12 protein-coding genes are annotated in these 12,294 nt (G+C 75.9%); 10 read left to right on the top strand and 2 right to left on the bottom strand.

Annotation, left to right across the window (positions count from 1 at the left end):
- Positions 1-126 precede the first annotated feature (126 nt).
- From ACIRRS_RS16940 to ACIRRS_RS16920, 5 genes are all read left to right on the top strand, one after another.
- Positions 127-729 carry a TetR family transcriptional regulator gene (locus ACIRRS_RS16940; protein ID WP_402971100.1) on the top strand — a complete coding sequence of 201 codons (603 nt, stop codon included), beginning with the start codon at positions 127-129 and terminating at the stop codon, positions 727-729.
- Positions 730-849: 120 nt separating this feature from the next.
- On the top strand, positions 850-1,593 hold the full coding sequence (locus ACIRRS_RS16935) for a tyrosine-protein phosphatase (RefSeq protein WP_402971098.1): 744 nt from the start codon (positions 850-852) through the stop codon (positions 1,591-1,593).
- A complete protein-coding gene (locus tag ACIRRS_RS16930; protein WP_402971095.1) occupies positions 1,590-3,362 on the top strand; it encodes a glycoside hydrolase family 3 protein in 1,773 nt (590 codons plus the stop codon). The genes ACIRRS_RS16935 and ACIRRS_RS16930 overlap by 4 nt, the downstream gene beginning before the upstream one ends.
- Before the next feature lie 132 nt (positions 3,363-3,494).
- The gene (locus ACIRRS_RS16925; RefSeq protein ID WP_402971092.1) at positions 3,495-6,239 is read left to right on the top strand and encodes an ATP-binding protein; all 2,745 of its coding nucleotides are present in this window, start codon (positions 3,495-3,497) and stop codon (positions 6,237-6,239) included.
- A gap of 99 nt (positions 6,240-6,338) precedes the next feature.
- Positions 6,339-6,725, top strand: coding sequence for a VOC family protein (locus ACIRRS_RS16920; protein WP_402971089.1), 387 nt, complete (start codon positions 6,339-6,341; stop codon positions 6,723-6,725).
- On the opposite strand, the gene ACIRRS_RS16915 is transcribed toward ACIRRS_RS16920, so the two are convergent.
- A complete protein-coding gene (locus tag ACIRRS_RS16915) occupies positions 6,722-7,720 on the bottom strand; it encodes a hypothetical protein (protein ID WP_402971086.1) in 999 nt (332 codons plus the stop codon). The genes ACIRRS_RS16920 and ACIRRS_RS16915 overlap by 4 nt on opposite strands.
- A 211-nt stretch (positions 7,721-7,931) precedes the next feature.
- Here ACIRRS_RS16915 and ACIRRS_RS16910 point away from each other — a divergent pair, with 211 nt between their 5' ends.
- The 5 genes from ACIRRS_RS16910 (at position 7,932) to ACIRRS_RS16890 (ending at position 10,676) form a co-directional block, all read left to right on the top strand.
- Positions 7,932-8,375, top strand: coding sequence for an HAD family hydrolase (locus ACIRRS_RS16910; RefSeq protein ID WP_402971083.1), 444 nt, complete (start codon positions 7,932-7,934; stop codon positions 8,373-8,375).
- Between the two features lie 66 nt (positions 8,376-8,441).
- Positions 8,442-8,861 (top strand): DUF3040 domain-containing protein, encoded by a 420-nt coding sequence (locus tag ACIRRS_RS16905; RefSeq protein WP_402971081.1) that lies wholly within the window; start codon positions 8,442-8,444, stop codon positions 8,859-8,861.
- 4 nt (positions 8,862-8,865) lie between these two features.
- On the top strand, positions 8,866-9,141 hold the full coding sequence (locus ACIRRS_RS16900) for a PRC-barrel domain containing protein (RefSeq protein WP_402971078.1): 276 nt from the start codon (positions 8,866-8,868) through the stop codon (positions 9,139-9,141).
- A 19-nt stretch (positions 9,142-9,160) separates the two neighbouring features.
- Positions 9,161-9,742 (top strand): type 1 glutamine amidotransferase domain-containing protein, encoded by a 582-nt coding sequence (locus ACIRRS_RS16895; RefSeq protein WP_402971077.1) that lies wholly within the window; start codon positions 9,161-9,163, stop codon positions 9,740-9,742.
- Between the two features lie 196 nt (positions 9,743-9,938).
- Positions 9,939-10,676 (top strand): VOC family protein, encoded by a 738-nt coding sequence (locus ACIRRS_RS16890; protein ID WP_402971074.1) that lies wholly within the window; start codon positions 9,939-9,941, stop codon positions 10,674-10,676.
- Positions 10,677-11,304: 628 nt separating this feature from the next.
- On the opposite strand, the gene ACIRRS_RS16885 is transcribed toward ACIRRS_RS16890, so the two are convergent.
- Complete coding sequence (locus tag ACIRRS_RS16885; RefSeq protein WP_402971072.1) at positions 11,305-12,138, bottom strand: helix-turn-helix transcriptional regulator; 834 nt, start codon at positions 12,136-12,138, stop codon at positions 11,305-11,307.
- Positions 12,139-12,294: the final 156 nt, after the last annotated feature.

The following is a 12,294-nucleotide window of genomic DNA, read 5'->3' as shown; positions in this document are numbered from 1 at the left end:
GACGGAACCCGTAAGAGTCGGCGCCCGCCTTGAGCGCGCACCGTCGGACGTGGTTCGGTACTGCCACCGGCCGCCCCAGGCGGCCACGTGCAGCACGCCAACTCACCGAACAGGAGCGGAAGAACGATGCAGGGGACGGACACCGCGGCGGAGCCGGGCATGCGCGACCGCAAGAAGGCGCGCACCCGCGACAGCATCCGCGCCGCGGCGCTCGACCTCTTCGAGGAGCAGGGCTTCGAGCGCACCACGGTCGACCAGATCTGCCGCCGCGCCGACGTCGCCCACCGCACCTTCTTCCGCTACTACCCGGCCAAGGAGGCCCTGCTGTTCGGCTGGGACTTCGGCCAGGTCGTCCTCGACGCCTTCGCCGCCGCCCCCGCCGACCTCGCGCTCTGGGCCGCCCTCGACCACGCCCTGACCGAGACCGGCGGCCGGCTGGAGGAGCCCGTCGAGCACACCGAGCGCCGCCGACGCCTGCGCCGGGGCCTGCTCGACGTGCACTCCGTGCGCAACTACGCCCTGGTGGTCGTCGACGCGTTCACCGAGCGCACCGTCGCCATCGCCGCCGAACGCCTCGACGCCGACCCCGACACCGACCTGCGCCCCGCCGCGTTCGGCGCGCTGTTCGGCGGCGTCGTCCGCCGCCACGTCCTGTCCTCCGGCGCGGACGGCAGGGCGCTGACCGACTGGGTCGCGGCCTACCGCGAGGTGCTGGCCACCGCCGGCTGACCCCGACCCGACCCGACCGACCCCCGTACCGGACGCGCCCCGGGCCGCCCGGACGGCACCGCACACCCTCGTACCGCCCCTTCGCACCACCTGATGCGCACCACCTGAAAGGCCCCCCGCATGCCTCTGGTCAACTTCCGCGACCCCGCCCTGCTCGCCGACCCCGCCGGCCGCGCCATCCGCCCCGGCGTCCTGCTGCGCTCCGCCCAGCCCTTCCCCGCCGCCGACGACTCCGTCGTCGACCAGCTGCGCGAGCACGGCGTCACCACCATCGTCGACCTGCGCGGCGAGGCCGAGTGCCGCCCCGAGGACTGGGCCGCCGCCGAGGCCGCCGGGATCACCGTCCTGGCCTGCCGCATCGAGCCCCAGAACGAGCGGCTCGCCGCGGCCATGGCCACCATGACCACCGCCGAGGACCTCGGCGCCTTCTACCTGCTGATGGCCGAGTCCGCGCCGGAGCACCTCGCCGCCGCCGTCGAGGCCGCCGCCGCCCGCCCCGGCGGGGTGCTGGTGCACTGCGCGGCCGGCAAGGACCGCACCGGGCTGCTCGTCGCGCTGCTGCTGGAGCTCGCAGGCGTCCCGGCCGAGGAGATCGTCGCCGACTACGCCCGCACCAACGAGGCGATCCAGGAGATCTGGGCCGGGCTCGCCGACCGCAACCGCGCCGCCCTCAACGAGGTGGAGGCCGGCCGCCTCACCATCCCGGCCCCGCTGCTGGAGGCCCCCGCCGGGGCGATGGCCGCCTTCCTGGAGCTCGTCCGCACCGAGCACGGCGGCGCCGAGGGCTTCCTCGCCTCCTGCGGCGTCCCGGCCGAGACCCTGGACGCCTTCCGCGCCAAGGCCGCCGCCGGGGTGACGGCATGACGGCCCCGCTGCTGCACGCCGAGGACGGCACCCCGTTCCGCGACCTCAACCACAACGGCACCATGGAGCCGTACGAGGACCGGCGCCTGCCCGTCGAGGAGCGCGTCGAGGACCTCCTCGGCCGGATGACCGTCGAGGAGAAGGCCGCGCAGATGCTGCACGGCCGGATGCTCCCCGGCGAGAATCCGCCGTTCCCCTCCGGCGCGCACCTGATCACCGAGCGCGGCCTCACCCACTTCGCGATGATGGCCGTCCCCGACCCCCGCGCCATGGCCGAGTGGAACAACCACGTCCAGGGCCTCGCCGCCGCCGGGCGCCTCGGCATCCCCGTCACCCTCTCCTCCGACCCCCGGCACGGCTTCACCGCCAACCCGGCCACCGCCCACACCGGCGGCGGCTTCTCCACCGGCCCCGAGCCGATCGGCCTCGCCGCCACCGACGACCCCGAGCTGGTGCGCCGCTACGCCGACCTGATCCGCCGCGAGCTGTGCGCCGTCGGCATCCGCGTCGCCATCCACCCCATGGCCGACCTCGCCACCGAGCCCCGCTGGGCCCGGATCAGCGGCACCTTCGGCGAGTGCCCGGAACGCGCCTCGCGCATGATCGCCGCCTACATCGACGGCCTCCAGAGCGGCCCCGCGATCGGCCGCGACAGCGTCGCCTGCATGACCAAGCACTTCCCCGGCGGCGGCCCCCAACTGGCGGGCGAGGACTCGCACTTCGCCGCCGGGCGCAGCCTGACCTACCCCGGCGGCGCCTTCGAGACCCACCTGCGCCCCTTCGAGGCGGCCTTCGCCGCCGGGACGGCGCAGATCATGCCCGCCTACGCCGTCCCCGCCGGCAGCGGCCTGGCCGAGGTCGGCGCCAACTTCAACCGTGACGTCATCACCGGCCTGCTGCGCGAGCGCTACGGCTTCGACGGCGTCGTCTGCACCGACTTCAACGCCATCACCGGCATGGAGGTCCCCGGCCTGGTCTCCCTGCCGCCGCGCCACTGGGGCGTCGAGCGGCTGTCGGTGGCCGAGCAGGTCGTCCTCACCCTGGACGCGGGCGCCGACCAGCTCGGCGGCGAGACCGACCCGGAGCTGATCCTCGCCGCCGTGCGCTCCGGCGCCGTCACCGAGGCCCGGCTCGACGAGTCCGTGCGCCGCATCCTGCGCGACACGTTCCTCCTCGGGCTCTTCGACGACCCGTACGTCGACCCGCAGGCCGCCGCCGCGCTGGTCGGCACGCCGGACGGCCGGGCGCTCGGCCGCGAGGTCCAGCGCCGCTCGCTCGTCCACCTGGCCGGCGAGCCCCGCACCGGCACCCGGCTGTACGTCGAGGGCGTGGACGCGGCCGTCGCCGCCCGGTACGGGACGGTCGTCGACGACCCGTCGCTGGCCGACCTGGCCGTCGTCCGGCTCGCGACCCCGTACGAGCGGCGCGAGGGCCTGCTGGAGCAGCACTTCCACAGCGGCTCGCTGGAGTTCGAGCCCGCCGAGGTCGAGCGCCTCACCGCGCTCGCGGACGCCGTCCCGACGGTCTTCGCGGCGCAGCTGGAACGGCCCGCCGTCCTGACGCCGCTCGCGCCCCACGCCGCCCTGCTCCTCGGGGAGTTCGGCGCCGCGGACGAGGTGGTGCTGGACGCCGCGCTCGGCCGCGCCCCGATGGTCGGCAGCCTGCCGTTCGACCTGCCCTCCTCCGACGCCGCCGTGGCGGCCGCCCGCGAGGACGTGCCCTTCGACACGCAGGCGCCGCTGTTCCGGTTCGGCCACCGCGCCGTCTGAGACGCATCCGGGCCCGCCGCCGGCGTCGGTGGCGGGCCCGGAGGCGTACGGATCGTCAAGATCGCCCCTCGGGGGGCCGTTCGGCAGTAGCCTCGGCAACGACGGTGCGGGTACGGCGACTTGGGGGCGACGGTGGGCGAAGGCGACGGGGAGGGCGCGGCGCTGCACGAGCGCGAGGCCGAGATCCGGTCGGCGGCGCGGGCGGTGGAGGCGCTCACCCGGCCCGGCGGCGCCGGGGTCGGCGAACTGCTCGTCTACACCGGCGCCGCCGGGCTCGGCAAGACCGCCCTGCTCACCGAGGTGCGCCGCCACGCCCGGCGCGCGGGCTGCACCGTGCTGTTCGCCCGGGGCGGCGAGCGGCAGCGCCACGAGCCGTTCCGGGTGGTGCGCGAGCTGCTGCGGCCCGTGCTCGCCGCCCTCTCCGAACCCGAGCGGGCCCAGGTGTTCGGCCCCTGGGAGGGCGTGGTCGGCCCCGCCGTCGGCCTGCTGCCGCCCGGTGGCCGGATCGACCCCCAGGGGGTGCGCGACGGGCTGGACTTCGTGCTCACCCGCCTCGTGCAACTGCGCCCGCCCGTCGCCGTGATCGTCGACGACCTGCACTGGGCGGACACGGAGTCCCTCGGCTGGCTCGCCGGATTCGCCGTGCGCGCCCGCGAACTGCCCGCCCTGCTGGCGCTCGCCTGCCGCGACGAGTTTCCCGACGGGGCCCTCGCCCTCCAGCACGGCCTCGTCACCCGGGCCGACCGGCGCCACGAACTGCGCCCCCTCCAGCCGGCCTCCGTCGCCCGGATCGTCCGCGCCGCCCTGGGCACGCAGGCCGAGGACGCCTTCTGCCGCCACGTCTGGGCCGTCACCGCCGGGAACCCGTACGAGACCACCGCCCTGCTGCGCGAGGTGATCGACCAGCGGCTCGACCCCGTCGAGGAGAGCACCGGCCAGCTGCGCGAACTCGCCGCCGGCGCCCGGGGGATGACCCTGCGGCACTGGCTGGACAAGATCGGCCCGACCGCCCTGCGGTTCGCCTGGGCGGCCGCCATGCTCGGCACCGACATCCGCCCCGAACTCGCCGCCGTCATCTGCGCCCAGGGCCCGGACACCGCCGCCGAGTCCGTCCGCGAGCTGCGCCGCCACGGCGTGCTGGTCGGCGGGCCGGGCGGCCGGCTGGAGTTCGTCCACCCGCTGATCGCCACCTCCGTCTACCAGTCGATGCCCCCCGCCGCCCGCACCGGCATGCACGGCGTCGCCGCCATCGCCACCGAGAACGCGGGCCTGGGCCTGCTCACCGCCTCCCGGCACCTGCTGGAGACCGTCCCCGAGGGGGACGGCGCCACCGTCGGCAAACTGCGCCGCGCCGCCCGCGAGTACCTGGCCATCGGCGCCCCCGAGGCCGCCCAGCGCTGCCTCCACCGCGCCATCAGCGAACCGCCCGCCGACGAGGACCGCGCCGTGGTGCTCTACGAACTCGGCTGCTCGGCCCTGCTCACCGACCCCTCCACGACCGTCAACCAGCTGCGCCTGGCCCTCGCCGACCCGTACGGCCTCGGCCCCGACCTGCGGGTCGACGCGACCTTCCGCCTCGCCCAGGCCCTCGCCCACGGCAACCGGGTCGGCGAGGCCGCCGCCGTCTGCGCCCAGGAGGCCGCGCGTACCCCGCCCGGCCCCGGCCGCCTGCGGCTGGAGGTCGCGCACTTCATGTTCGCCGCCTTCCAGGCCGAGGACGCGGACGGGCCGGGGCGCTCCCGGCGGCTGGAGGAGTTCGACCGGACGCTGCGCACCGTCGGCCTCGCCTTCAGCGACACCGAGGGCTCCGCCTTCAGCGACGCGGGCGGCCCGGCCGGTCCGCACGCGCTGTTCGAACAGGACGGCCTGGCCCACGCGGTGGCCGTGCTGCGCTGCTGGGACCTCACCCTGCGCGGCGCCCCGCGCGAGGAGGCCATCACCCTCGGCGAGACCGCGCTGCCGGGCGGCCGGCTGCCCCCGAGCCTCGGCTGGACCAACACCACCTGGGGCTTCGAACTGCCCGGCATCCTCGGCGTCTCCTACCTGTACGCGGACCGCGTCGACCGCGCGGAGGAGCTGTTCACCGAGGCCGTGCGCACCTACGAGGTCGCCGGGTGGAGCGGCGGCCACCTCGGCTTCGCGTACCTGCTCACCGGCCTGCTCCGCTTCCGCTGCGGCGCCCTCGCCGAGGCGGAGGACTATCTGCGCCGGGCGCTGCGCCTGGCCGCGCGGATAGGGCCGGGGGTGCCGTTGTACTGGGACGCCGTCGGCGGGCTTGCCGAGACCCTGGCCGCGCGCGGTCGCCTCGCCGAGGCCCTGGAGCTGGCCGAACGCCACGGCTTCGCCCCGCCCTACCCGACGGTGATGGTGCTGCCCGACGCCCCCACCCTGTACGGCCGCCTGCTCCTCGCCCGGGGCGACGCGCCCGGCGCCGCCGCGACCCTGACCGCCGCCGGGGCCACCCTGGACGCGCGGGGCTGGCGCAACACCGTCTGGGCGCCCTGGCTCGGCCACCTGGCCCGCGCCGTCGCCGCCGAGGAGCCCGAGCGGGCCCGCGAACTCGCCGAGGAGGGCGTGCGCCGGGCGCGGGAATCGGGGACGGCCTCGGCGATCGGCAGCGCCCTGCGCCTGAGCGCCTCCGTCCACGAAGGCCCCCGCGCGGCCGGCCTCCTCGCCCGCGCCGTCCGCCACCTGGAGCGCTCGCCCGCCCGCTACGAGCACGCGCTCGCCCTGGTGGACCTGGGCGAGGCGCTCGGCCCCACGGAGGCCGGGCTCGGCGCCCTGGAACGGGGGCTGGACCTGGCCGTCCGCTGCGGCGCCGACGGCCTGGCGGAGCGGGCGGGGGACCTGCTCGGGAGGCCCCGGGTCGGGCGGTGACCGCCGCGCCGCGTTGATCCGCGCGCGGGCGCTTGCCACGATCGGGGGCGCGGCACCTGGACACCCGGACACCCGTCACCCGGACACCTGGAGCACCCCATGAGGATCAACCTGGCCAGCGTCTTCGTCGACGACCAGGACAAGGCCCTGAGCTTCTACACCGAGAAGCTGGGCTTCCTGAAGAAGAACGAGGTCTCGCTCGGCGCCTACCGCTGGCTCACCGTCGTCTCGCCCGAGCAGCCGGACGGCACCGAACTCGTCCTGGAACCGGACGCCCACCGCGCCGTCAAGCCGTACCGGAGCGCCCTCGTCGAGGACGGCATCCCCGCCACCTCCTTCGCCGTCGACGACGTCCGCGCCGAGTACGCCCGGCTGCTCGCCCTCGGCGTCCGCTTCACCCAGGAGCCGGTCGACCACGGGCCCGTCACCACGGCGATCCTCGACGACACCTGCGGCAACCTGATCCAGATCGCGCAGCAGCACTAGAGCAACGTGTCGTGGATCGCCCGCAGCCACGGCTCGCGGACGGCGGGCATCCGGGCCAGGCGGTCGACGGTCAGCCGGTACTGCGGCTCGAACAGGCGCATCGGCCGCAGCGGCAGCGGATCGTCCCGCTCCACGCCCGGAGGCAACCGGGGCGTGGAGCGGGCCGGAGGGCGCGCGAGGTGGGCCCACACCCCGGCGTCCAGGGGGACGGGCGCCGCGCCGCCGGGCGGCCGCCAGGGCTCGCCCGTGCGGGGGTGGCGGGGGACGAGCAGGATCTCCGCCCCCGCTCCCGCGCCCGGGTCGAGGCCCGGGCCCGCGAGGGCCAGGCGGCGGACCGGCGGCCCGGCTGGGAGCAGGCGGGCGAGGGCTCGGCCGAACATCTCGGTGACCAGCCCCGCGGGCAGCGCCACCGGCTCGCCCTCCGAGGCGGCCAGCAGGTGGGCGAGGGCGATCCCCGCCGAGGCCCGCCAGCGGTCGCTCCACCAGCCGTCCGGCTCGACGGGTTCTGTCGGGCCCGGCCAGCTGTCCTCCTCCGGGGCGTTCGTGGAGGCCAGGCGCCGGACGGCGGGCGCGTCCAGCCACACCGTCTGCCAGGCGTAGCAGTCGTCCGTCTGCGACCCCACCACGGCCCCGCACCCCGCGCAGGCCAGATTCGGCCCGCCGCCCGCCGCGCAGCAGCCGTCCAGCTCCTCCGGCAGCAACACCGTGCCGCGGGTGTCACCCGGTGCCATCAGCACGGCGCCCGGCGCGGCGAGGGACACGTACGGCACCGGCGCGAACACCCCGAGCGCCGCCGCCTCCGCCTCGCCCAGCCCGGCCCACGGCCGCCACGGCGGACCCCACGGCTCCGGGTCGACGGCGAAGGTCCTCGGCTCCATCAGCACCGGCATGTAGCGGTGCCCGTCCCGCTCCTGGTGGGCGTGCGCCGGCAGCGCCACCTCCCGCAGCGGGCCCGTCACCACCGCGCCGCAGCGCGCGCACGCGAACACCGTCACCCGTTCTCCCCCCAGTCGCGGACGGACGCGAGTATCCGCCCCCGCGCCCGCCCCGTCCACCGCGTTTCCGCCGGCGTTTCGTGCGGGCGTTTCGTGCGGCGTTTCCGGCGGGCCCGCAGGCTGCGCGCCCGGCCCGCGAGCGGCCTAACCTGGAAGGGCGCGCACGGTCCGGGGCCCGGGAACACGGGCCCCTCGACGGAGACGGTGGCCCATGACGGTGATCTCGGCGGCGGTGTTCGGAACCGACTGGCGGCCCGGGCTGCCCGGCGGCGCCGACCTGCTGCGCGAGTGCGCCGCGCGGGGCTGGACGGTGGTGCTCACCGGGCCCGGAGCGGCCGGGGCGCCCGCCCTCACCGTCGCCGACCCCGGGGGAGAGCCGGTGCGCGCCGCGCTGGCACTGGTGGACGGCCCGCCCTCGCACGCCGTGGCCGTCGCCGGGAGCGTGCGCGAGGTGCTGGCGGCGAGGCGGGCCGGGGTGCCCTGCGTCGCCCTGGAGGCCGGCGGCGAGGCCGGCCCCGAGCTGCGGGCGGCGGGTGCGGCCGAGGTCCACCGCGGCGCCGCCGCCCTGCTGCGCGTCCTGGACGACAGCCTGCTCGCGCGCCCCCGGGCCTTCGGCCCCGTCGGCGCCGCGGCGGGCACGGCCCGGAACGGTTAACCCCGGCCCGTACCGGGCAACCGCCGGGTACGAGCACGTCACCCGGAAGTGTCGGAGGTGACCGAGATGGACGGACCCGCGTTGAGCGGATGGGAACGGCGGCTGCTTGAGGAGATCGAGTCCGATCTGCGCCAGGACACGCGGCTGGACCGGAAGTTGAGCACCATGGGGGCCAAACCGCCCGGCCCCGCACGCAGGGCGCTGCGCGCCGTCGGGCGGCGGCTGACCGCCGGCGTGGTGCTGACGGCCCTGGTGACCACCGCGATCTGCCTCAGCATCGGCGTGCGGACGCCGACCACCGCCGTGCTGACCGCCCTCGGCGTCGTGTGGGCGGCCTCGGTGGCGGCCGCGGTGGTCGCCTCCGAACTGCTGCGCCGCCGCCGGGGCGGGCGCAGGGCCGAAGCCACCGATCCGAGGGACTGGCCCGAGCCCGGCGAACACCGGGAACGGCGCGAACGCCGGCCCTGGGACCGGCCGGAGGCGTGAGGCCATGAGCACCGACCTGTGGGAACACCGCCCCGGCGCCCACCCCGCCGCCGACCCGAGCCTGGTCGGGTACGAGGTCCGGGCCGTCGACGGCCCGCTCGGTCGCGTCGAACAGGACACCGGCGACCACCTGCTGGTCGACGCCGCGCCCTGGGTGCCCGGCACCCGGGTGCCGGTCCCGGCCGGCCTGATCGCCCGCGTCGACCACCTCGAACGGTCCGTCCACCTGGACTGCCCGCGCGCCCACCTGAGAACCGCCCCGCCCGCCGCCGAACGCTGAACGCCGAACGTTGAACGCCATGGGCTGGCCCTCCACCACCCTCACCGGCCGGACGATCGCCTTCCTGGTCGCCCCGTACGGCGCCGAGCAGGTCGAACTGACCTCGCCCTGGCAGGCCGTCGCCGAGGCCGGCGGCACCCCGCGCCTGCTCTCCACCGCCCCCGGCCGCGTCCTCGCCCTCCGGCACCGCGAACCGGGGGACACCTTCGCCGTGGACACCGTCGTCGCCGACGCCGACCCGGCCGCCTACGACGGCCTGGTCCTGCCCGGCGGCGTCGCCAACCCCGACCACCTGCGCCTCGACCGGCAGGCCGTCGCCTTCGTTCACACCCTCACCGCCTCGGGCCGCCCCGTCGCGGCGATCTGCCACGCCGCCTGGACCCTCATCGAGGCCGACGCCGTCCGCGGCCGCACCCTCACCTCCTGGCCCAGCCTGCGCACCGACCTCCTCAACGCCGGCGCCACCTGGGTCGACGAGGAGGTCCACGTGTGCCACGCGGGCCCCGGCCCCCTGATCACCAGCCGCAGCCCGGCGGACCTGCCCGTGTTCGAGGACACCTTCGTCACGGAGTTCGCCCACACCAAGCACCCCCACCACTGACTTCCGCCGCACCGATGGCCGGCCCCCGCGCGGGCCTTCGCTTCGCTCGGCCCTGTCTCTGCTGATAGACGCAGGCACCACCTGGGTCGACGAGGACGCTTACATCTGGTTGACCAGTCCCAGCGAAGTTTGACGGCGTCCCGGCGACGTTCGACCACGTACTTCCGGCCCTCGGCCCGGTTCTAGGATTTGCGGCATGGCAACAAGACTCGTGCAGATCAATATGAAGGCCCAGAACGACTCCGTGCTCGGCCGGTTCTGGGCGGAGGCACTCGGTTGGGGTGTCGACAGCGAGGGACCCGGTGTGACGAACCTCGAACCCGTGGGCTTCGACTACCCCGACCCCACGGCCGTCTGCATCGACATCATCACCCGCCCCGAACCCAAGACGGTGAAGAACCGGGTGCACCTCGACCTGGCCACCACCTCGGCCGCCCACCAGGCGGAGTTGGTCGCGCATCTGAAGGACCTCGGCGCGACCCTCGCCGATGTGGGTCAGGGCGATGTCCCCTGGGCGGTCATGGCCGACCCGGAGGGCAACGAGTTCTGCGTCCTGGAACCCCGCCCCGTCTACGGGGACACCGGGCCGGTCGCCGCCGTGGTGGTCGACTGCGCCGACCCGCGCGCGATGGCCCGGTTCTGGGGCGAGGCGACGGACTGGACGGTGCACGAGGTCGCCGGCGACCACGCCTCCCTGCGTTCCGCCCAAGGCGTCGGCCCCTACCTGGAGTTCGTGCGCACTCCCGATGTCAAGAGCGGGTGGAATCGCGTCCACCTCGACGTCGCCCCCTACCGCGATGACGACCCGGCGGCAGAGGAATCCCGGCTGCGCGCCCTGGGCGCCACCGACCCCGGCATCGACCAGTCCTCGATCTCGTGGAGGATTCTGGTCGACCCGGAGGGCAACGAGTTCTGCCTCCTCAGCCCTCGCTGAGCCCGAGCGCCGGTTCCGGCCGGCTCGGGTCAGCGGCGAGACGGCGTGGGGTCGGCGCCCTGCCGCCGGAGACGGCGCGGCATCCCCGGTGATCCAACGCGCCTCGTCGGACGCCAGGAAGGCCACGAACGAGCCGGGAGCACCGGAGCCCAGCGTCAAGGGTCTCTCCAGGGCCCGCGTCTCACCACCCGTCAAGATCACCTGCCGGGTCGCCCGGACGGTCAAACCTCGCCGAGACTCGTCGGACAACGTTGAGTTCGGCCTGCTGTCAGTCCGATGTGACGTTTCGAGTGAAGCCGCTCGGGTTGGGCCGCTTCGATCCGTCGTGGCGTGAACAGGGGCTCGCCCTGGGCGGCCTTGGCCCCGGACGAAGGCCGATGCCTCCCGCCGTTTCCGGCCGTCCATGATCGGTTGGAGGAGACCGGGAACGGGCGGGAGGCCCGCGATGGTCTCTTGCCGGAAGTCCGGAGCCAGGGACCGGTCCTGGAGGACGAAGCGGCGATGCCGGTAGTCGACCGAGGTGAGGACGACATCCCGCTCCCGGGCCGGGACTCGGCTGCTGCGTTCGTGCGGGCCCGGCGGTGCCCGCCGGGCCCGCGCACTCCCGCTCCCGGTCGCCGGCTGCCGGCTACCTGGCGGCCCGGTTCGAGGTGGCGTGGAGGGACCCGAGCAAGCTGAGGGCCTGGGCGCTGGAACTGCCGGGTTCCGCCTGGTAGACGATCAGCTGCTGGCCGGGGGCGTCGCTGACGTCGAAGGCCTGGTAGGTGAGGGTCAGTGGGCCGACGTCCGGGTGGAGGAGGTGCTTGGCCGCCTGGGTCTTGCCGCGCACGACGTGGGCGTTCCACAGGCGGGTGAAGTCCGTGCTGTGCCTGGTGAGGGTGCGCACGAGTTCCCGGAGTCGGGGGCTGCCCGGGTCGGGCCCGGCCGCCTGCCGCAGGTGGCCCACGACGGCCTGGGCCGTGTGGCCCCACCGCTCGTGGAACTGCCGGCCCGCCGGGTCGAGGAAGACCATCCGGGCGAGGTTGTCGACCCGCTCGAAGGGGGAGTGCAGGGCCTCGGCCAGGGTGTTGGCTGCCAGGACGTCCAAGATCCGGTTGATGACGAACACCGGGGCGGCCGGGTAACCGTCCAGCAACTGGCGCAGGGCGGGGCTGACCCGGTCCGTGGTGTGGGCGAACCGATCGCTCGGCACCGTCCCCGCCAGCTGGTGCAGGTGCGCGTACTCGTGCGGTTCCAGCCGCAGTGCGCGGCCGAGCGCATCGAGCACCTGGGCCGACGGATGGCGTTCTCGCCCCTGTTCCAGGCGGGTGTAGTAGTCCGCGTTCACCCCGGCCAGGACAGCGACCTCCTCCCGGCGCAGTCCGGCGACCCTGCGTACCCCGTGGCTCACCACGCCGGCGTCCTGCGGCAGCAGGGCCGCCCGGCGGGCGCGCAGGAACTCTCCCAGGTGGTTGTCGGTCACGCCCCACCGTAAGCCGGCCAGGGCGGGGGGGGGGCGGGGGGGGGCGCCCCCCCCCCCCGCGCCCCCCCCCCCGGGCCCCCCCCCCCCCCCCCCCCCCCCCCCCCCCCGGGCCCCCCCCACCCCCCCCCCCCCCCCCCCCCCCCCCCCCCCCCCCCA

Origin of the sequence: Kitasatospora sp. NPDC101183, from assembly GCF_044767945.1 — a bacterium.
Taxonomy (GTDB): Bacteria; Actinomycetota; Actinomycetes; order Streptomycetales; family Streptomycetaceae; genus Kitasatospora.
The sequence above is the reverse complement of the archived record's forward strand: the minus strand, read 5'-3'. Positions and strand labels throughout refer to the sequence as shown.